Here is a 17,452-nt window from a genome sequence, read left to right as displayed (position 1 = left end):
CTACCCGATGCAACCACCACGCGTGGATTCGGTAGTGCCGGCCGCTGGCCGGCAGAAGCATGCGGACCAAGGTCCGCACCTACCCGATGCAGCCACCACGCATGGATTCGGTAGTGCCGGCCGCTGGCCGGCAAATGCGTGCGGACCAAGGTCCGCACCTACCCGATGCAGCCGCCGCTCAATGCCCGCCGTCGAGCGCCTTCAGTTCGCTCACCAGCGAGGCCGCCGCTTCCGCACCATCGCCGTACAGCATGCGGGTGTTGTCGGCGTAGAACAGCGCATTCTCGATGCCGGCAAAACCGGTGCCCTTGCCGCGCTTGATCACCACCACGTTGCGCGCGTTGACCACATCCAGCACCGGCATGCCGTAGATCGGGCTGGCCGGGTCGGTACGCGCGACCGGATTGACCACGTCGTTGGCACCGATCACCAGCACCACATCGGTGTTGGCAAATTCCGGGTTGATGTCGTCCATGTCGGCGATCAGGTCGTAGGGCACACCCGCTTCGGCCAGCAGCACGTTCATGTGCCCAGGCATGCGCCCAGCCACCGGGTGGATCGCGAACTTCACCTTCACCCCGCGCTGGCCCAACCGCTGCGCCAGCTCCCAGATCTTGTGCTGGGCCTGCGCCACCGCCATGCCATAACCGGGCACGATCACCACGCGTTCGGCGTAGGCCATCATCGCCGCGACGTCCGACGCTTCAATCGGCTTCTGCGCGCCAGTGATCTCCTGCGCTTCGCCGCCGGCGCCGCCGCCGAAGTTGGAGAACAACACGTTGCGGATCGGCCGGTTCATCGCCTTGGCCATCAGCCGGGTCAGCAGGATGCCCGCCGCGCCGACCATCATGCCGGCGATGATCAGCGCCTCGTTGCCCAGCACATAGCCTTCGAACGACACCGCCAGGCCGGTGAACGCGTTGTACAGCGAGATCACCACCGGCATGTCGGCGCCACCGATCGGCAGCGTCATCAGCACGCCCAGTGCCAGTGCCAGCACGAAGAACGCGACGATCGCCCAGGTGTTGAGCGTGCTGGCCGCGATGATCGCCAGCACCACCACCGCCAGTGCTGCCACCAGGTTCATCACCTGCTGACCCGGCCAGGTCACGCGCTTGTCCAGGCGGCCATCGAGCTTGGCCCAGGCAATCACCGAGCCGGACAGCGACACCGCACCGATGGCCGCGCCGACCACCGCCAGCAGCAGCACCATGCCCGAGGGTTGGCGGGCAGCGAGGTCGGCCAGCGCCTGTGCGCTCCAGTGGCTGGTATCGCGTTTGGCAAGGAAGGCGTAGCGCAGCAGTTCCACTGCACCGATGGCCGCGGCCGAGCCGCCGCCCATGCCGTTGTACAGCGCCACCATCTGCGGCATGTCGGTGATGGCAACCTTGCCGGCCGACCACCAGGCCAGGCCCGCGCCCAGTAGCAGCGCCACCAGGATCAGCGGCACGTTATGCAGTTCGGGCAGGAAGAACGTCGCCACCGTGGCCAGCAGCATGCCCAGCCCGGCCCAGCGGATGCCGCTTCGCGCGGTCAGCGGCGAGGCCATGCGCTGCAGGCCCAGCAGGAACAGCGTGGCGGCGACGAGGTAGCTGGCCTTGACCAGCCAATCGAGCAGTTCGACGGTGCTGATGTTCAAGCCTGCGGCTCCTTCGGCTCGTCCTTGCCGCCCTTGGGCGCGCTCGGCTTGAACATTTCCAGCATGCGCGCGGTGACCACGTAGCCACCGGCGGCGTTGCCAGCACCAAGCACCACGGCGAGGAAGCCCAGAGCTTTCTCCAGCGGTGTCTGCGCGTGCCCCAGCACCACCATTGCACCGATCAGCACGATGCCGTGGATGAAGTTGGAGCCCGACATCAGCGGGGTATGCAGGATCACCGGCACCCGCGAAATGATCACGTGGCCGGCGATGGCTGCCAGCATGAAGATGTACAGCGCTACGAACCCGTCACTCACCGGCAACGCTCCTGCTCTGTCTTCGTCGTCCCATCATAACCATGGGCTGAACCCGGTGCGCGCCCGGCGTCAACCGAAGCCGCGCTCACGCGTTGTCGATGGTGACCCCGAGCGAGGAACCGTACCCTGTGCTGGTGAGCAGCCCCGTCCCCCCGAGCGCCGAGACCGATGCCCTGCCGGCGTCGCTGGAGGCGTTCCTGGCCAGTGTTGGCCCGCGCGCGTTCCGCTTCGCCGAGGCCGGCCTGCGCCAGCGCGAAGACGCCATGGACGCGGTGCAGGACGCGCTGCTGCGCATGCTGGACTACGCCGACAAGCCGGCTGCCGAATGGGCCCCGCTGTTCTGGAGCATCCTGCGCCGGCGCGTGATCGACGTGCAGCGCCGGCGCCGCTTCCGACTGCCGTTCTGGCGCGACAACCAGGACGCCGACGGCGGCGAGATCGACTGGGCCGACCCCGGCCCGGACCCGGCACAGGCGCACGAACAGCGCCAGCAGTACCAACAGCTGGTGGACGCGTTGCGCCGCCTGCCCGCCCGCCAGCGCGAGGCCTTCACCCTGCGCGTGCTGCAGGACCTGGACGGGGCCACCACCGCCCGCGCCATGGGCTGCAGCGAAGGCGCGGTAAAAACCCATCTGGCACGCGCCCGCCAGGCGCTGCAGGATTATCTGGAGACCCACCCGTGAACCGCTCCCTGCCTTCCGATGACACCCTGCGCAGCCTGCACGCGCAGTCGCTGCACGCGCTGTCGCCGGCAACGCTGGCCCGGCTGCGCCAGGCTCGCCACGGCGCCACGGCCGCCCATCGCGGGCGCTGGCGCTGGTGGCTGGCCAGTGCCTGTTCACTGGTGGTGGCACTGGGTATCGGCCTGCAGTTCACCGGCCACGGCACCCTGACGGGCCCTGCGCCGGCACCTGTGCTTGCCTCGGCGGAAGACAACAGCGCGCTCTACGACGAAAATCCCGATCTGTACCTGTGGCTGGGCGATACCGACCTGGCGATGGAGTGAATCATGTCCCGACTGCACACCCTGCCCCTGCTGATGACCCTGTTGCTGCTGCCGGCCTTCCCGGCACTGGCGCAGAGCGCCGCGCCCGCCCCTGCCGCACGCCCTGCGCCGGCCGCACCGCTGCCGGCGTGGGAACACCTGAGCGAAGCGCAGCGCGAATCCCTGCTGGCGCCGCTGCGCGACCGCTGGAACAGCGCCGATGCCGGCCAGCGCCAGCGCATGCTTGCGCATGGCCAACGCTGGCAGTCGATGAGCCCTGAGGAGCGTGACAAGGCCCGCCGTGGCCTGCGCCGCTTCGAGCACATGAACCCGGAACAGCGTGAGCAGGCCCGGGCCCTGTTCGGTCAGATGCGGAACATGCCGCCGGAACAGCGCGACGCCCTGCGCGAGCGCTGGTCGCAGATGACGCCGGAACAACGCAAGGACTGGGTGCGCGACAACCCGCCGCCGGCGAAGCCGCGGTAACGCCGGCATCCGCAGGGTGGGTGCGGACCCTGGTCCGCACGCTGGGCCGTTCATCCACGCATGGCGTGGATCTACCGGGAAGGCAACCGGCGCTGCCGGCTCACGCCTGCCAGCGCGTCTTCGCCAGCAGCTCGTCTTCCCAGTCGAATGCCAGCTGTCCCTCGCGCACGAACAGCGCAACGAAGTTGAGCAGGTTGCGCGCGTACATCTCGCTGGCCTGGGTCGCGCCGCGGCTGGCCAGGCCAAGCGGGCCATCGATGGTCACGCCCTGATGTTCGATGCACTGCCCCGGCTGGGTCAGTGCGCAGTTGCCGCCGCTCTCTGCCGCCAGGTCCACGATCACGCTGCCGGTGGCCATGCCCTCCACCATCGCGGCAGTCACGATCGTCGGCGCCGGTCGCCCCGGTACCGCTGCCGTGCAGATCACCACATCCACGCTGCGCAGGTGGTCGGCCAGCCGGCGCTGCTGCTCGGCGCGTTCCTCATCGGTCAACGCACGCGCATAGCCGCCTTCACCGGCTGCACTCACACCAAGATCAAGGAAGCGCGCGCCCAGCGACTGGATCTGCTCGCGGGTTTCCGGGCGCACGTCGAAACCTTCCACCTGTGCACCGAGACGACGTGCGGTGGCGATGGCCTGCAGACCGGCCACACCGGCACCGATCACCAGCACCTTGGCCGGGCGCACGGTACCGGCGGCGGTGGTCAGCATCGGGAAGAAACGCGGCGCACGCTCGGCCGCGATCAGTGCCGCCTTGTAACCGGCCATGCCGGCCTGCGAGCTGAGTACATCCATCGCCTGCGCGCGGGTGGTGCGCGGCAGCTGCTGCAGTGGGAACAGGTGCAGGCGGTCGCCAGCGGCCAATGCCGCAAGCGCCGGATCACTGGCCGGAGTCAGCAGGCCGACCACGCTGGCAGCGGGCTTGAGCTGCTCCAGCACCGCCACCGGCGGTGCCTGCACGCACAGCAGGATATCGATCTCGGCCCAGCGACCTTCATCGAACACACGTGCACCGGCGTCGTCATAGGCAGCATCGGTAAATCCCGCCGCCAGACCGGCGCCGGCCTCATACCAGACAGTGATGCCCAAGACACCGAGCTTGCGCGCGGTTTCCGGCGTCAACGCCACGCGCCGTTCGCCCGGCGCGGTCTCCTTGATCCCCAGCAACGCCACGGCCATGCAGGTCCCCGCTGATCGGTGAGTTTTCCCGATCCTAGCAGGCGGCCACGGCTCAGTGCAGTGTTGCGCTGCCCGGGTCCAGCCGATCGATCACACCCTGCATCGCGCTGTCGAAGGCGCCATCGTCGACGTGGGCGCGCAGGCGGCCCAGCCGCACCATCACCGCCAGTTCTTCCGGCGAGGCCACGCAGAAGCGCACGCCGCGGCGGTTGACGAACAGCAGGCGCGAGGAAATCGGGCTGACCCAGGACAGCTTGCCGGCCTGCACCTTGCCGTCCTTGTCGACGAAGTCCAGCCAGTTGCCGATTTCCATGCGTCGGAAGCGGTCGGCGTCGGCGTTGTCGAAATCGTCGGCGTCGATCTGCCCGCCGAGCTCCACCGCTGGCGATTCAGCCACCGGCGGCGCCGGCAAGGCGACCTGCGGCAGCTCCGGCAGCGCGCGCTGCAGTTCCGGTCGCGATTCCGCAATGCCCTGCAGGGTGTCGTGCAGGGCGTCGATGGCACCGGTGGCGGCATCGCCGTGCACGCCGACGCTGGCAAATACCTTGGCCAGCACCGGCTGCCAGGCCTGCAGCCACGGCTTGCCGACGATCTGGCGGCGGGCCTCGGCCACTTCCTCCAGCAGGCCGTCAGCCAGGCTCAGTGCCTCGGCCACCGACGCGCCCTCCTCGCCCTCGCGCAGCAGCGCCAGGGTCAGGTGGTGCTGCCATGGCTGGCGCAGGAACTCAGCGATGGCCGGCGGCAGGGTGGCATCGCCGATGCGGCGATCCAGTTCGGCACCCGCCCGGCTGCGGGCCATTTCCAGCTTCTCCTGGCCGCGCTGCGTTTCGGCGGCGCGGCGCTCGGCGATTTCCACGCGGCGGCGGTGCTGCACGAGGAACTCGCGGAATTCTTCTTCCAGGGTCAGGAAGATCGCCAGGTTCTCGTTGAACTCGGCCACCAGGCGCTCGATGATTTCCTCGACCTTGGCCATCAGCATGCGCTCGGCCTGGCTTTCGCCGGTATTGCCCTCGCAGGCTTCGGCCAGCGAGTTGAGCAGCTTGCGGGCCGGGTGGGTCTTCTGCACGAACATGCGGCGGTCGAGCATCGCCACCTTGACGAAGGGCACCACCAGGCGGCCGATCAACTCGCGCGAACGGCCCTCCAGCTCGCGTTCGTCCAGCATCACGTCGAACAGCATGCCGACCAGATCGATCGCATCTTCGTCCTGCGGGTCCAGCCGGGTCTGGCCAGGATCGACGCCGAGACGGGTGGCGCTGGACAGCACTTCACTCTTCAGCCGCTGCGCCAGTGATTCGCCGTCCTCGCCGATGGCCGCACGCAGGGTGGCGCTGGGCGTGGCCTGCAGCAGCGACAGCACCGACATCATCTCGCGCTGGCTCAACGGGCGGTGCTGGCCGACCGCGACCTGCGCTGCCGAGGTGGCGTCCTCGCGAACGTGACGGGTCTGCTGCAGCAGCTCATGCAGGGCCTCCAGCAGCATTCCCTGCTGGCCGGCATACGCCTCGCCGTTGCCGGCATCCTCGCTCCCGAGGTGCTGCTGCATGTGGCCACGGCGCTCGGACCAGCGCGCAGCGAAGCGCTGTGCCCAGGCCGGCGCGGCCTGTTCATCATCGCTGAATTCGGATTCGAAGCCCGCCGCGTGGCGCGGCTCGACCAGATCGTCCGACCCGGGCGCCATGCGCGGGTCGGGCGCGGCAGACAGTGGACGCCGCGGCGCCCCCATCTGCGACATCACGCCAGCGGCGGCCAGCTGCTCGTCCAGCTTCTCGTAGATGCGGCCCACCGGCGCGCGCAGGTCGCGCTCGCACAGCTTGATCAGCACCAGGTGCACTTCCGGCGCCAGTTCGCAGCCGGCAAAGGCCTCATGGATGGCCACGCCCAGGTGTTCGGGGCTGACCGGGTTGTGGTCGGCGTCCAGCTCGGCGCCGCCGATCAGGCGGCCGAGGCGGCGGTCCAGCCGCGCCAGCACCGGCTTGAAGTCACGCAGCAGCACGGTGGCGAAATTGCGCACCGCCAGCCGCGATTCCAGTACATGTTCAGCCAGCAGGCTCAGGCCATCCTCGGCCGGCCCGGACAGGGTGGCTTCGGCCGACAACGGCTCGCCACTGGCCAGTGCATCCCAGGCCCGCTGCAGGTGGCCGGCGAAGGCGGCGGCGATGTCCTCACGGCGACGGCGCAGCTCGCGCATCGCATCCAGGAACAGCAGCTGCGACGAGCCAGCATTGCCGGCGCGGTCGAACAGTGCATCGTCGAAACGCGCCAGTGCGGCCCCGAACGCCTGGCACAGCGCCGGCAGGACCATGTCCCGGGCACGCTGAAGCTGGACCGGGTCACGGCCCGGCGATCCCATCGGTGTGGGCGCGCTCATCATTCGGGAAGGCTCCCCACCTTCTCTGGTACGACAGACAGCATGGACATCGCGACGGCCGGCACACCCCATGTGCCGGTACGTCGATGGTAGGCCGGCCAGCCCGTCACGGACAGTGAAACAGTCCTCACTTCAAACCTCATGACCGGCGGCCCGGCAAGATAGATATCGTAAGCCGTGCGAGGCCCACGAGGCGAGAGGAAGCGGTCGTCCCTTTCCCGCCAGTGGCATGATGTTCATCACAGTTTGATATTCAGGCGGGACGCGACACAGACGGCGTCATTGACCACCCCGACTATAATCAAACACCCGTGATGACCGGTTCAGACTCCATGCCCGACCCCGCTGCCCTGCTTGCCTTGGATGCCCGCCGCTCGGTGCCCTCGCGGCAACTGGGCGAGCCCGGACCGGATCCAGCCACCCTGCAGCGCATGCTGGCCTCGGCCGTGCGCGTGCCCGACCACGGCAAGCGCGTACCGTTCCGCTTCCTGAAGATTGCCGGCGATGCACGTCACACTCTGGGCGACTTCCTGGCCGAGCGCAGCCGCCAGCGCGACCCGCATGCCGGCGAGGCGGTATTCGAGAAGGACCGCCAGCGTTTCAGCCATGCGCCGCTGGTGATCGTGGTGGTCGCCAGCCCGCGCCCGGACCCGAAGGTGCCCGAACAGGAACAGCTGATGACCGCCGGCTGCGTCTGCTTCGCCCTGCTGCAGGCCGCGCAGGCGCTGGGCTTCGGTGCGCAGTGGCTGACTGCATGGATGGCCTTCGACCCGGTCGTGCAGGCACATCTGGGCCTGGCCGAAGGCGAAGGCATCGCCGGCTTCATCCACATTGGCACGCCCAAGGCCGATGTACCCGAACGCGAGCGCCCCGATCCGGCGGCCCTGCTGCGCGACTGGACGCCACCGGCATGACCCTGCCGGCTCCGCCGCCGTCGCTGTACCTGGTTGATGCCAGCATCTACGTGTTCCGCGCCTGGCACTCGCTGCCGGACCAGTTCGAGGACGCGCAGGGCTGGCCGACCAACGCCGTGCACGGCTTCGCCCGCTTCCTGCTGGACCTGCTGGAGCGCGAGCGCCCCCAGCACATCGCCATCGCCTTCGACGAAGCGCTCGACAGCGGCTTCCGCCATCGCCTGTACCCTGCCTACAAGGCCAATCGGGACCCGGCGCCGGAAGCGCTCAAGCGCCAGTTCGTACACTGCAAGGCGCTGTGCGCGGCGTTGGGCCTTGCGGTGCTTGCCCACCACGAATACGAAGCCGATGACCTGATCGGCAGCGCCCTGCACGTGCACCGTGGCAGCCACCGCGGGGTGATCATCTCCGCCGACAAGGACCTGTCGCAGCTGCTGCTGGATCACGACGAGCAGTGGGACTACGCACGCAACCAGCGTTGGGACGTAGCCGGAGTGAAGGCGCGGCACGGCGTGCACGCGCACCAGATCGCCGATTACCTGGCACTGTGCGGCGATGCGGTGGACAACATTCCCGGTGTCAGTGGTGTCGGCAGCAAGTCCGCCGCCGTGCTGCTGGCCCACTTCGGCAGCATGGATGCGCTGTACGAACGCCTGGACGAAGTGCCGTTCCTGCGCCTGCGCGGCGCGGCACAGATGGCGGTGCGCCTGCGCGAGCAGCGCGAGCACGTCCAGCTCTGGCGCCAGCTGACCACCATCGCGCTGGACGCGCCGCTGGACGGCAGCCAGCCCGGGCTGCTGCGCCAGGCAGCCGATCCGGAGCTGCTTGGTGGCCTGTGCCAGACCCTGCGCTTCGGCCCGATGACCCGCCGCCGGCTGTTCGATGCCGCCGGCGTGGCCGACCCCGTTCCCACTCCATCCTTTTCCAATTCCGGCGAGCCCGCATGAGCCAGCGCAACACCGAAGCCCCGCGTGTCGTCTATGAAGGCAAGTACCAGCGCATGCTGGTGCGCGGCACCTGGGAATACAGCGAACGTACCCACGCCGGTGGCCTGGCCGCCATCATCATTGCCGTCACCCCGGAGGACAAGGTGCTGTTCGTCGAGCAGTTCCGCGTGCCGCTGCAGGCACCCACCATCGAGATGCCCGCCGGCCTGGTCGGCGACATCCACGCCGGCGAATCGATTGAAGTCTCGGCCGTGCGCGAACTGGAAGAAGAAACCGGCTGGACCGCCGATCACGCCGAAGTGCTGATGATCGGCCCGACGTCCTCCGGCGCCAGCAGCGAGAAGATCGCCTTCGTACGCGCTACCGGCCTGCGCCGGATCGGCGAAGGTGGCGGCGATGACAGCGAGGACATCACCGTGCACGAGATTCCACGCAGTGAGGCCGCGGCCTGGCTGGTGCAGAAGATGGGCGAAGGCTACGAGCTGGACGCCAAGCTCTGGGCCGGCCTGTGGATGATCGAGCACCACCTGGACGGGCGCCCGCGTGGCTGACGCCGGCCTGCATGCGCTGCCGGCGCTGCTCGGCGCCGACGACCCGGCGATCTACACCCTTCACCGGCCGCAGGGCGCTTCGCCGTACCTGCTGCTGGCCGACCACGCCGGCCAGCAGGTGCCGCGCGCCCTCGCCGGCCTGGGCTTGCCACAGGTCGAACTGGACCGCCACATCGGCTGGGACATCGGCATTGCCGGCACCACCCGCGCACTGGCCGAACGGCTGGATGCATGGGCGATCGAACAGACCTATTCGCGGCTGCTGATCGACTGCAACCGCCCACTGGCCTCGCCGACGCTGATTCCGGAAGTAAGCGACCACACCGTGGTCCCGGGCAATGCCGGGCTGTCGGCGGCGCAGCGGCAACAGCGCATTGATGCGATCCACGCGCCGTACCACGCACGCATCGACGCCGAACTGGACGCACGCCGCGATGCCGGTCGCCCCACCCTGCTGGTGATGATGCACAGCTTCACCCCAGCGATGAACGGCGCGCAGCGGCCGTGGCATGCCGGCGTGCTGTACCACCAGGACACGCGCTTTGCGCATGCACTGCTGCAGGCACTGCGCGACGAAGGCGACCTGGTGGTGGGCGACAACGAACCGTATTCGGTCAGCAGTACCAGCGACTACGCGGTGCCGGTGCATGGCGAAGGCCGCGGGCTGGTGCATGTGGAACTGGAGATCCGCCAGGACCTGATCGCCGATGCCGCCGGGCAGCAGGCATGGGCGCAGCGGCTGGCGCGGATCTTCAGCGCGCTGCAGCCGCAGTTGCTGGCATTGGGTTGAACGCGCGTGGATCCATCCCGGGTTGGTAGTGCCGGCCGCTGGCCGGCAACCTCAGGGTAGTTGGGTCATTGTGTTTGCCGGCCAGCGGCCGGCACTACCACTACTGTTGCCGGGCGCAGGCCCAGCGCGATCACCACGCCGAGCGCGGCGAACAGCGCGGCGCCGTACTGTGCATTGACCATGCCCTGCAACGCATCAGGGCTGGTTGCCGCCTGCGTGCCGCGCGCGGCGTTGGCGACCATCACCAGTACCGCCAATCCCAAGGCGCCGCCGATCTGCTGGGCGGTGGCCGCCATGCCGGACGCGACGCCTTGCTGCGGACCCGGCACGCCCTGCCCGGCCACGATCCACATCGCCGTCCAGCTCATGCCCTGGCCGACGCTGAGCACCACGATGCCCGGCAACAGCGGCCAGTAGCTGGCGCCATGCGGCATCGCCAGCGCCACCGCGGCGATGCCGACGGCACCTGCGGCGAAGCCCCAGGCCAGCACCTGCCGTGGCGAACGGCGCCGCAGCATGCGTTCGGCAATACGGATGCCGAAGGTGCACACCAATGTCGGCAGCAGGAAGGCCATACCGGCCTGCAGCGGGCTCCAGCCATAGCCATCCTGGAAGTAGAGCGCCAGGAAGTAGTACTGCACGCCATAGCTGCTCATGAAAGCGAAGGTCAGACCCAGCGCGGCGCGGAGGCCGGGCAGGCGCAACAGCGAAAACTGCATCAGCGGGTCACGGCTGCGCTTTTCGATCTGTACGAACACCGTCAACAGTACGGCTGAAAGCAGCAGGCAGATGAGCGTAGCCGGCGCCGTCCAGCCCCACTCCGGCCCTTGCACCAGGGTGGTGACCAACAGGCTGCCGCCGGCGGTGACAGTGAGACAACCGGCCAGATCGAAGGAACGGCCCTGCACGCGTGGACCATCGGACGGCAGCCATGTACCGGCCGCGACCGCGCACGCCGTGGCCAGCGGCACGATCACCGCCAGCACCGCCGGCCAGCCGAACGCCTGGGTCAGCACGCCGCCGAGCAGCGTGCCCAGCGCCAGGCCCACCGCACTGGCCATGCTCCAGATCGCCAGCGCACGATTGCGTACCGGGCCTTCGGCGTACAGCGTGTTGATCAGCGCCAGCGTGGCCGGGAACAGCAGCGCCGCCCCGACGCCTTGTGCGGCGCGCGCGATGATCAACAGCGTGGCGTTCGGCGCCAGCGCGCCGAGCAGCGAGGCCAGCGCGAACAGCAGCATGCCCAGCCGGTAGAAGCGGCGGCGGCCGATCAGGTCGGCGGCACGGCCACCCAGCAACAGGCTGCCGCCGAACGCCACGGTGTAGGCACTGACCACCCATTGCAGCTGCTGCGCGTTGATCTGCAGCGCGCGGCCCATGTCATGCAGGGCAACGAAGATGATGGTGGCATCCAGGGCAATGATCAGCTGGGCGGTGGCCAGCAGGGTCAGCGCCCAGCGCGGGTATTTGAGGGGAGGCATCGGCGGTCTGGCGCGGTGGGGGAGCGCAGTCTCATTGATGCGAGCCAATCAATAAACCCCTCCCCGACCATATCTGTCATGATTTTCGGCATGAATGGAGCCTCGATGGACCTCAATGCGGTGCGCATGCTGGTGCAGGTGGCCGAAGCCCGCAGTTTCACCGTGGCCGCCGGCCAGCTGGGCCTGAGCCAGTCCGGCCTGTCGCGCGCGATCGGAAGGCTGGAAGCCACGCTGGGGGTGAAGCTGCTGCAGCGGAACACCCGCAATGTGGCGCTGACCCCGGATGGCCGCCAGTTCGTCGAACAGGTGGCACCGCTGCTGGCCGGCCTGGACGATGCCGAGCGGCAACTGGCCGACCGTCCGTGCACGCCCTCGGGCACGTTGAAGATCAGTGCGCCGTCGATGTTCGGGCGCAAGGTGCTGGTGCCGATGCTGGCGCCGTTGCTGCAACAGCATCCGCAGCTGCAGGTGGAAGCGGTGCTCAGCGACCGTCTGGTCGATCTGGTCGAGGAAGGCTTCGATGCCGCGCTGCGCACCGGCGTCATCGCCGACCAGCGCATCGTCGCGCGGCCATTGCGGCCGCTGCGCTGGGTGACGGTGGCCAGCCCCGCCTATCTGGCCCGCTGTGGCGCACCGGACGATGTGGCCGCGCTGCAGGACCATGCCTGCCTGGCGGTGCGCAACCTGCGCAGTGGCCGGCTGGTGGACTGGCAGTTCCTGCAGGACGGGCAACTGCGCGAGTTCACGCCGCCGACGCGGATGGTGTTCGACAGCGGCGATCCGCTGGTGGAAGCGGCCATCGCCGGTATCGGCATCGTGCAGGTGATGGATTTCGCGGTGGCCGACGCCTTGGCCGATGGCCGCCTGCAGCGCGTGCTGCAGCCGTTCGAAGGCCGCAGCCGCGAACTGTCGTTGATCTACCCACCGTCGCGCCAGCATTCGCCGAAGCTGCAGGTACTGGCCGACGCGTTGCTGGCCGGGCAGTGGTAGCGCCGGCCGCTGGCCGGCGTCTGCGCGCATCCAACCGTTTCCGGGTTGCCGGCCAGCGGCCGGCACTACCAGGCTGCGGTAGATCCACGCCATGCGTGGATGAGGGCCGGTAGCGCCGGGCATGGCCCGGCGTTACCGATCAGGCGAAGCTATCGGTGGCGCGCACCAGTGCGTCCACGTTCTCGGCTTCGAACGCCGAGTGGCCCGAGGCCGGCGTGATTTCCAGCTTCGCCTTCGGCCACACCTTGGTCAGGTCCCAGGCGTTGGCCAGCGGGCAGACCACGTCGTAGCGGCCGTGCACGATCACGCCGGGAATGTCAGCGATGCGGTGCGCGTCGCGCAGCAGCTGGTCTTCCACCTCGAAGAAGCCGCCGTTGACGAAGTAGTGGTTCTCGATGCGGGCAAACGCCAGCGCAAAATGCGGGTCTTCGTGGCTGTTGATGAAGTCATCATCGACGTGCAGGAAGCTGGTCGCGCCTTCCCACACCGCCCAGGCTTTGGCCGCTTCCAGGCGGGTGGTTTCGTCTTCGCTGGTCAGGCGGCGGTGGAAGGCCGAGATCAGGTCATGACGCTCCACCGACGGAATCGGCTTGAGGTAGTGCTCCCACGCATCCGGGAACAAGCGGTTGGCGCCTTCCTGGTAGAACCATTCCAGTTCCCAGCGACGCAGCATGAAGATGCCGCGCAGGACCAGTTCGGTCACGCGCTGCGGGTGGGTTTCGGCATAGGCCAGTGCCAGGGTCGAACCCCAGCTGCCGCCGAACACCTGCCAGCGATCAACCTTGAGGTGCTCGCGCAGCTTCTCGATATCGGCGACGAGGTCCCAGGTGGTGTTGTCCACCAGGTCCGCGTGCGGGGTGGAACGGCCGGCACCGCGCTGGTCGAACAGGATGATGCGGTACTTGGACGGGTCGTGGAACTGGCGCATCTTGTCGCTGCAGCCGCCGCCCGGGCCACCGTGCAGCATCACCACCGGCTTGCCGTCCGGGTTGCCGCACTGTTCGAAGTACAGCGTGTGGCGGTCGTCGACCTTCAGGGTGCCGACGTCGTAGGGGGTGATGGCGGGGTACAGCGTACGCATGCTTGCAGCTCCAGGGTGATGCCCTGCCGGGGCAGGAGAACCTCCATTCTAGGCCGGACGCCGGCCCAGGGTGATCCGGTCGCGCTGCTCCAGGTCCTGCACGGTCTGCACTTCCGCAAAACCCGCAGCGTCGAACAGCGCGCGGATCGCCGCGCCCTGGTCCCAGCCATGCTCGATCAGCAGCCAACCGCCGGGCAGCAGATGGGCCTGGCCACCGTCGACGATGCGGCGGATGTCATCCAGCCCGTCCACGCCGGAGGCCAGCGCGGTGGCCGGTTCAAAACGCAGGTCGCCCTGTGCCAGGTGCGGATCATCGCTGGCGATGTATGGCGGGTTGCTGGCAATCAGGTCGAAGCGTGCACCCTGCAGTGGCGCATACCAGTCGTGCCCGCCCTCGGCGAAGCGGACGTTGCGCAGTTCATGGCGCGCAGCATTGCGCGCGGCCACGGCCAGCGCGCCCGGGCTGGCATCGGTAGCCAGCACCTGCGCTTGGGGCCGTTCGGTGGCCAGTGCAAGTGCAATCGCACCGCTGCCGGTGCCCAGGTCAGCCAGCTGCAGCGATTGGTCTGGCGGCAGCCGCTCCAGCGCCAGCTCGACCAGCAGCTCGGTTTCCGGACGCGGGATCAGCGTGGCCGGGTCGACCTCCAGGTCCAGCGTCCAGAAACCGCGGCGGCCGGTCAGGTAGGCCACCGGCTCACCGGCCACGCGGCGGGCCAGCAACGCTTCGAAGGCGGCCAGGTCGGCGGCGGCCAGCGGATCGGTGGCATGCGCGAACAGCCAGCTGCGCGGGCGCTCCAGCACATGCAGCAGCAGCAGTTCGGCCTCGTGGCGGGCCTCGACGCCGCCGAGGCGGGCACTGGCCTCGGCCACGATCTGGCGCAGGGAGGGTTCGGTTTGGGAAAACATGCCGCAATTGTAGAGCGGAGCCCATGCTCGGCTGCTTCTGCCGCAGTCGAGCTACACATCCACAGGTCCGCAGTCGAGCATGGCTCGACCCTACAAAAGGCTGCAATCCGTTCAGGTTCTGCCCGAGGGGATAAGGAGGGACTATTGGCCCTATTCAGCCGTTCCGGAAGATTTTCCTTGTCACACAGGCAGTTGCAGGATGAAAGCGTCCGGGTTCAGTGCCTGCTCAGTGCATTTTGATAGACTACATCTATCAAATAGATGCAATCAATGGATTGTTCTTATCGATAGCGAGTCGGTACTCTAGGTCCTGTCGATTCACCCACTCCCCTTCACCCAGAGGAAAAACGATGTCCCTGATCAACACCCAGATCCAGCCGTTCGAAGCCAATGCTTACCTGAATGGCGAGTTCATCAAGGTTTCCGACAGCACCCTGAAGGGCCAGTGGTCGGTCCTGATCTTCATGCCGGCCGCCTTCACCTTCAACTGCCCGACCGAGATCGAAGACGCGGCTGACCATTACGCCGAGTTCAAGAAGGCTGGCGCCGAGGTCTACATCGTCACCACCGATACCCACTTCTCGCACAAGGTGTGGCACGAAACCTCGCCGGCCGTCGGCAAGGCCCAGTTCCCGCTGGTTGGCGACCCGACCCACCAGCTGACCAACGCCTTCGGCGTGCACATTCCGGAAGAAGGCCTGGCCCTGCGCGGCACCTTCATCATCAACCCGGAAGGCGTGATCAAGACCCTGGAGATCCACTCCAACGAGATCGCCCGTGACGTCTCCGAAACCCTGCGCAAGCTGAAGGCTGCCCAGTTCACCGCCGCCAACCCGAACCAGGTGTGCCCGGCCAAGTGGAAGGAAGGCGAGAAGACCCTGACCCCGTCGCTGGACCTGGTCGGCAAGATCTAAAGCGGTACCGGCCTGCCGTGGCCCCACGCCACGGCGCGCCTTTCATCCCCGTGCCGGTCCCCCCACCGGCGTGGGGGTGAACCCAAGACAGCCAACGCTCGCCCGCCTTGGCCAGCCAGCCCCTTCCACGGTCGCTGTCTTGGGTTCACCCCTACCCCCTGCTGGTCCGCTACCTTCTACAGCGGTGCCACGCCCCCTGTTTGCCTGAAGCCAGGAGATGACCCGATGTTGGACGCCAACCTGCAGTCGCAGCTGAAGACCTATCTGGAGCGCGTGACCCGCCCGATCCAGATCACCGCGCACGCCGACGACGGCGCCAAGTCGCAGGAAATGCTGGAACTGCTGCAGACCCTGGACAGCCTGTCGGACAAGATCTCGCTGCAGGTGCTGCGCGATGGCCAGGGCCGCGTGCCGTCCTTCGACCTGGGCACCCCGGGCCAGGATATCCACCTGACCTTCGCCGGCCTGCCGATGGGCCACGAGTTCACCTCGCTGGTGCTGGCGCTGCTGCAGGTCGGCGGCCACCCGTCCAAGGCCACCGCCGAGCTGATCGAGCAGGTGCAGAACCTGGAAGGTGAATACAAGTTCGAAACCTACTTCTCGCTGTCCTGCCAGAACTGCCCGGACGTGGTGCAGGCACTGAACCTGGCGGCGGTGCTCAACCCGCGCATCCAGCACGTGGCCATCGACGGTGCCCTGTTCCAGGACGAAGTCGAGAAGCGCGAGATCATGTCGGTGCCGACCGTGTACCTCAACGGCGAAGTGTTCGACCAGGGCCGTATGACCCTCGAGCAGATCGTGGCCAAGCTGGACACCAATGCCAGCAAGCGCGATGCCGAGAAGATCGCCGCCAAGGACGCCTTCGACGTGCTGGTGGTGGGCGGTGGCCCGGCTGGCGCGGCAGCGGCGATCTATGCCGCACGCAAGGGCATCCGCACCGGTATCGCCGCCGAGCGTTTCGGTGGCCAGGTGCTGGACACCATGGCGATCGAGAACTTCATTTCGGTGAAGGAGACCGAAGGCCCGAAGCTGGCCACGGCGCTGGAACAGCACGTGCGCGAGTACGAGGTGGACATCATGAACCTGCAGCGCGCCAGTGCGCTGGTGCCGGCCGGTGAAGACGGCCTGGTGCAGGTGCAGCTGGAAAACGGCGCGGTGCTGAAGTCGCGTTCGGTGATCCTGTCCACCGGCGCTCGCTGGCGGCAGATGAACGTGCCGGGCGAAGACCAGTACCGCAACAAGGGCGTGGCCTATTGCCCGCACTGCGATGGCCCGCTGTTCAAGGGCAAGCGCGTGGCGGTGATCGGCGGCGGCAACTCCGGCGTGGAAGCGGCCATCGATCTGGCCGGCATCGTGTCGCATGTAACCCTGCTGGAGTTCGATTCCAGCCTGCGCGCCGATGAAGTGCTGCAGAAGAAGCTGCGCAGCCTGGCCAATGTCACCGTGCTGACCAGCGCACAGACCACCGAAGTGCTGGGTGACGGCAGCCGTGTCACCGGCCTGGTCTACAAGGACCGCGTCGGCGGCGACGCCCACCGCGTCGAGCTGGAAGGCATCTTCGTGCAGATCGGCCTGCTGCCCAACACCGAGTGGCTGAAGGATGTGGTGGCGCTGTCGCCGCGTGGCGAGGTCGTCATCGACGACCGCGGCCAGACCAACCTGCCGGGTGTGTTCGCTGCTGGCGATTGCACGACGGTACCCTACAAGCAGATCATCATTGCCATGGGCGCCGGTTCGACCGCCGCACTGAGCGCGTTCGACCACCTGATCCGCTCGTCGGTGAGCAACAGCAGCGGTGCCGTTGCTGAAGCGGCCTGATCCACCGTTCCCAGATCACCGGGAACATTGTCTGCCTGTCGGGTAACCACGCCGTCAGCCGGTCCGTTACCCCTGGGGTGTA

The 17,452-nt window shown here is 67.9% G+C and carries 17 protein-coding genes; 10 read left to right on the top strand and 7 right to left on the bottom strand.

Annotation, left to right across the window (positions count from 1 at the left end; genetic code table 11):
* Positions 1 to 178: 178 nt before the first annotated feature.
* Both ACZK4Z_RS03770 and ACZK4Z_RS03765 read right to left on the bottom strand, forming a co-directional pair.
* A complete protein-coding gene (locus ACZK4Z_RS03770; RefSeq protein ID WP_125895496.1) occupies positions 179 to 1,639 on the bottom strand; it encodes an NAD(P)(+) transhydrogenase (Re/Si-specific) subunit beta in 1,461 nt (486 codons plus the stop codon).
* Positions 1,636 to 1,956 (bottom strand): NAD(P) transhydrogenase subunit alpha part 2, encoded by a 321-nt coding sequence (locus tag ACZK4Z_RS03765; protein ID WP_005408173.1) that lies wholly within the window; start codon positions 1,954 to 1,956, stop codon positions 1,636 to 1,638. Before ACZK4Z_RS03765 ends, ACZK4Z_RS03770 begins: the two co-directional genes overlap by 4 nt.
* A 98-nt stretch (positions 1,957 to 2,054) precedes the next feature.
* Here ACZK4Z_RS03765 and ACZK4Z_RS03760 point away from each other — a divergent pair, with 98 nt between their 5' ends.
* The 3 genes from ACZK4Z_RS03760 to ACZK4Z_RS03750 are packed head-to-tail and all read left to right on the top strand — an operon-like array spanning position 2,055 to position 3,427.
* Positions 2,055 to 2,639 carry an RNA polymerase sigma factor gene (locus ACZK4Z_RS03760; protein ID WP_080356593.1) on the top strand — a complete coding sequence of 195 codons (585 nt, stop codon included), beginning with the start codon at positions 2,055 to 2,057 and terminating at the stop codon, positions 2,637 to 2,639.
* Positions 2,636 to 2,962 carry a hypothetical protein gene (locus ACZK4Z_RS03755; RefSeq protein WP_032130086.1) on the top strand — a complete coding sequence of 109 codons (327 nt, stop codon included), beginning with the start codon at positions 2,636 to 2,638 and terminating at the stop codon, positions 2,960 to 2,962. The genes ACZK4Z_RS03760 and ACZK4Z_RS03755 overlap by 4 nt, the downstream gene beginning before the upstream one ends.
* Positions 2,963 to 2,965: 3 nt before the next feature.
* The gene (locus ACZK4Z_RS03750) at positions 2,966 to 3,427 is read left to right on the top strand and encodes a DUF3106 domain-containing protein (RefSeq protein WP_125895497.1); all 462 of its coding nucleotides are present in this window, start codon (positions 2,966 to 2,968) and stop codon (positions 3,425 to 3,427) included.
* Between the two features lie 100 nt (positions 3,428 to 3,527).
* Here ACZK4Z_RS03750 and ACZK4Z_RS03745 read toward each other — a convergent pair whose 3' ends face one another.
* Together ACZK4Z_RS03745 and ACZK4Z_RS03740 are read right to left on the bottom strand one after the other, a co-directional pair.
* Positions 3,528 to 4,607 (bottom strand): NAD(P) transhydrogenase subunit alpha, encoded by a 1,080-nt coding sequence (locus ACZK4Z_RS03745; RefSeq protein ID WP_125895498.1) that lies wholly within the window; start codon positions 4,605 to 4,607, stop codon positions 3,528 to 3,530.
* Between the two features lie 52 nt (positions 4,608 to 4,659).
* The gene (locus ACZK4Z_RS03740) at positions 4,660 to 6,981 is read right to left on the bottom strand and encodes a DUF1631 domain-containing protein (RefSeq protein ID WP_049422876.1); all 2,322 of its coding nucleotides are present in this window, start codon (positions 6,979 to 6,981) and stop codon (positions 4,660 to 4,662) included.
* Positions 6,982 to 7,310: 329 nt separating this feature from the next.
* On the opposite strand from ACZK4Z_RS03740, the gene ACZK4Z_RS03735 reads away from it, so the two are divergent.
* The 4 genes from ACZK4Z_RS03735 to ACZK4Z_RS03720 are packed head-to-tail and all read left to right on the top strand — an operon-like array spanning position 7,311 to position 10,180.
* A complete protein-coding gene (locus ACZK4Z_RS03735) occupies positions 7,311 to 7,892 on the top strand; it encodes a nitroreductase family protein (protein ID WP_088028247.1) in 582 nt (193 codons plus the stop codon).
* Positions 7,889 to 8,839: a 5'-3' exonuclease gene (locus tag ACZK4Z_RS03730; protein WP_125895499.1), complete on the top strand. Its 951-nt coding sequence runs from the start codon at positions 7,889 to 7,891 to the stop codon at positions 8,837 to 8,839. Before ACZK4Z_RS03735 ends, ACZK4Z_RS03730 begins: the two co-directional genes overlap by 4 nt.
* Positions 8,836 to 9,390, top strand: a complete 555-nt coding sequence (locus ACZK4Z_RS03725; RefSeq protein ID WP_010481791.1) for an NUDIX hydrolase — start codon at positions 8,836 to 8,838, stop codon at positions 9,388 to 9,390. The genes ACZK4Z_RS03730 and ACZK4Z_RS03725 overlap by 4 nt, the downstream gene beginning before the upstream one ends.
* Positions 9,383 to 10,180 carry an N-formylglutamate amidohydrolase gene (locus ACZK4Z_RS03720; protein ID WP_125895500.1) on the top strand — a complete coding sequence of 266 codons (798 nt, stop codon included), beginning with the start codon at positions 9,383 to 9,385 and terminating at the stop codon, positions 10,178 to 10,180. Before ACZK4Z_RS03725 ends, ACZK4Z_RS03720 begins: the two co-directional genes overlap by 8 nt.
* A gap of 65 nt (positions 10,181 to 10,245) precedes the next feature.
* On the opposite strand, the gene ACZK4Z_RS03715 is transcribed toward ACZK4Z_RS03720, so the two are convergent.
* Complete coding sequence (locus ACZK4Z_RS03715) at positions 10,246 to 11,661, bottom strand: MFS transporter (protein ID WP_125895501.1); 1,416 nt, start codon at positions 11,659 to 11,661, stop codon at positions 10,246 to 10,248.
* 105 nt (positions 11,662 to 11,766) lie between these two features.
* Here ACZK4Z_RS03715 and ACZK4Z_RS03710 point away from each other — a divergent pair, with 105 nt between their 5' ends.
* Positions 11,767 to 12,651, top strand: a complete 885-nt coding sequence (locus ACZK4Z_RS03710) for a LysR family transcriptional regulator (RefSeq protein WP_125895506.1) — start codon at positions 11,767 to 11,769, stop codon at positions 12,649 to 12,651.
* A gap of 139 nt (positions 12,652 to 12,790) precedes the next feature.
* Here ACZK4Z_RS03710 and pip read toward each other — a convergent pair whose 3' ends face one another.
* Complete coding sequence (pip, locus tag ACZK4Z_RS03705; RefSeq protein WP_032130095.1) at positions 12,791 to 13,732, bottom strand: prolyl aminopeptidase; 942 nt, start codon at positions 13,730 to 13,732, stop codon at positions 12,791 to 12,793.
* Positions 13,733 to 13,780: 48 nt separating this feature from the next.
* Positions 13,781 to 14,638 (bottom strand): peptide chain release factor N(5)-glutamine methyltransferase, encoded by an 858-nt coding sequence (prmC, locus tag ACZK4Z_RS03700; RefSeq protein ID WP_125895502.1) that lies wholly within the window; start codon positions 14,636 to 14,638, stop codon positions 13,781 to 13,783.
* A gap of 350 nt (positions 14,639 to 14,988) precedes the next feature.
* On the opposite strand from prmC, the gene ahpC reads away from it, so the two are divergent.
* Complete coding sequence (gene ahpC, locus ACZK4Z_RS03695) at positions 14,989 to 15,552, top strand: alkyl hydroperoxide reductase subunit C (RefSeq protein ID WP_004144811.1); 564 nt, start codon at positions 14,989 to 14,991, stop codon at positions 15,550 to 15,552.
* Positions 15,553 to 15,777: 225 nt separating this feature from the next.
* The gene (gene ahpF / locus ACZK4Z_RS03690; protein ID WP_125895503.1) at positions 15,778 to 17,370 is read left to right on the top strand and encodes an alkyl hydroperoxide reductase subunit F; all 1,593 of its coding nucleotides are present in this window, start codon (positions 15,778 to 15,780) and stop codon (positions 17,368 to 17,370) included.
* The last annotated feature ends 82 nt before the right edge of the window (positions 17,371 to 17,452 follow it).

Source organism: Stenotrophomonas sp. 71799_Sma, assembly GCF_056482505.1.
This window is presented reverse-complemented; position numbering and strand designations above follow the sequence as displayed.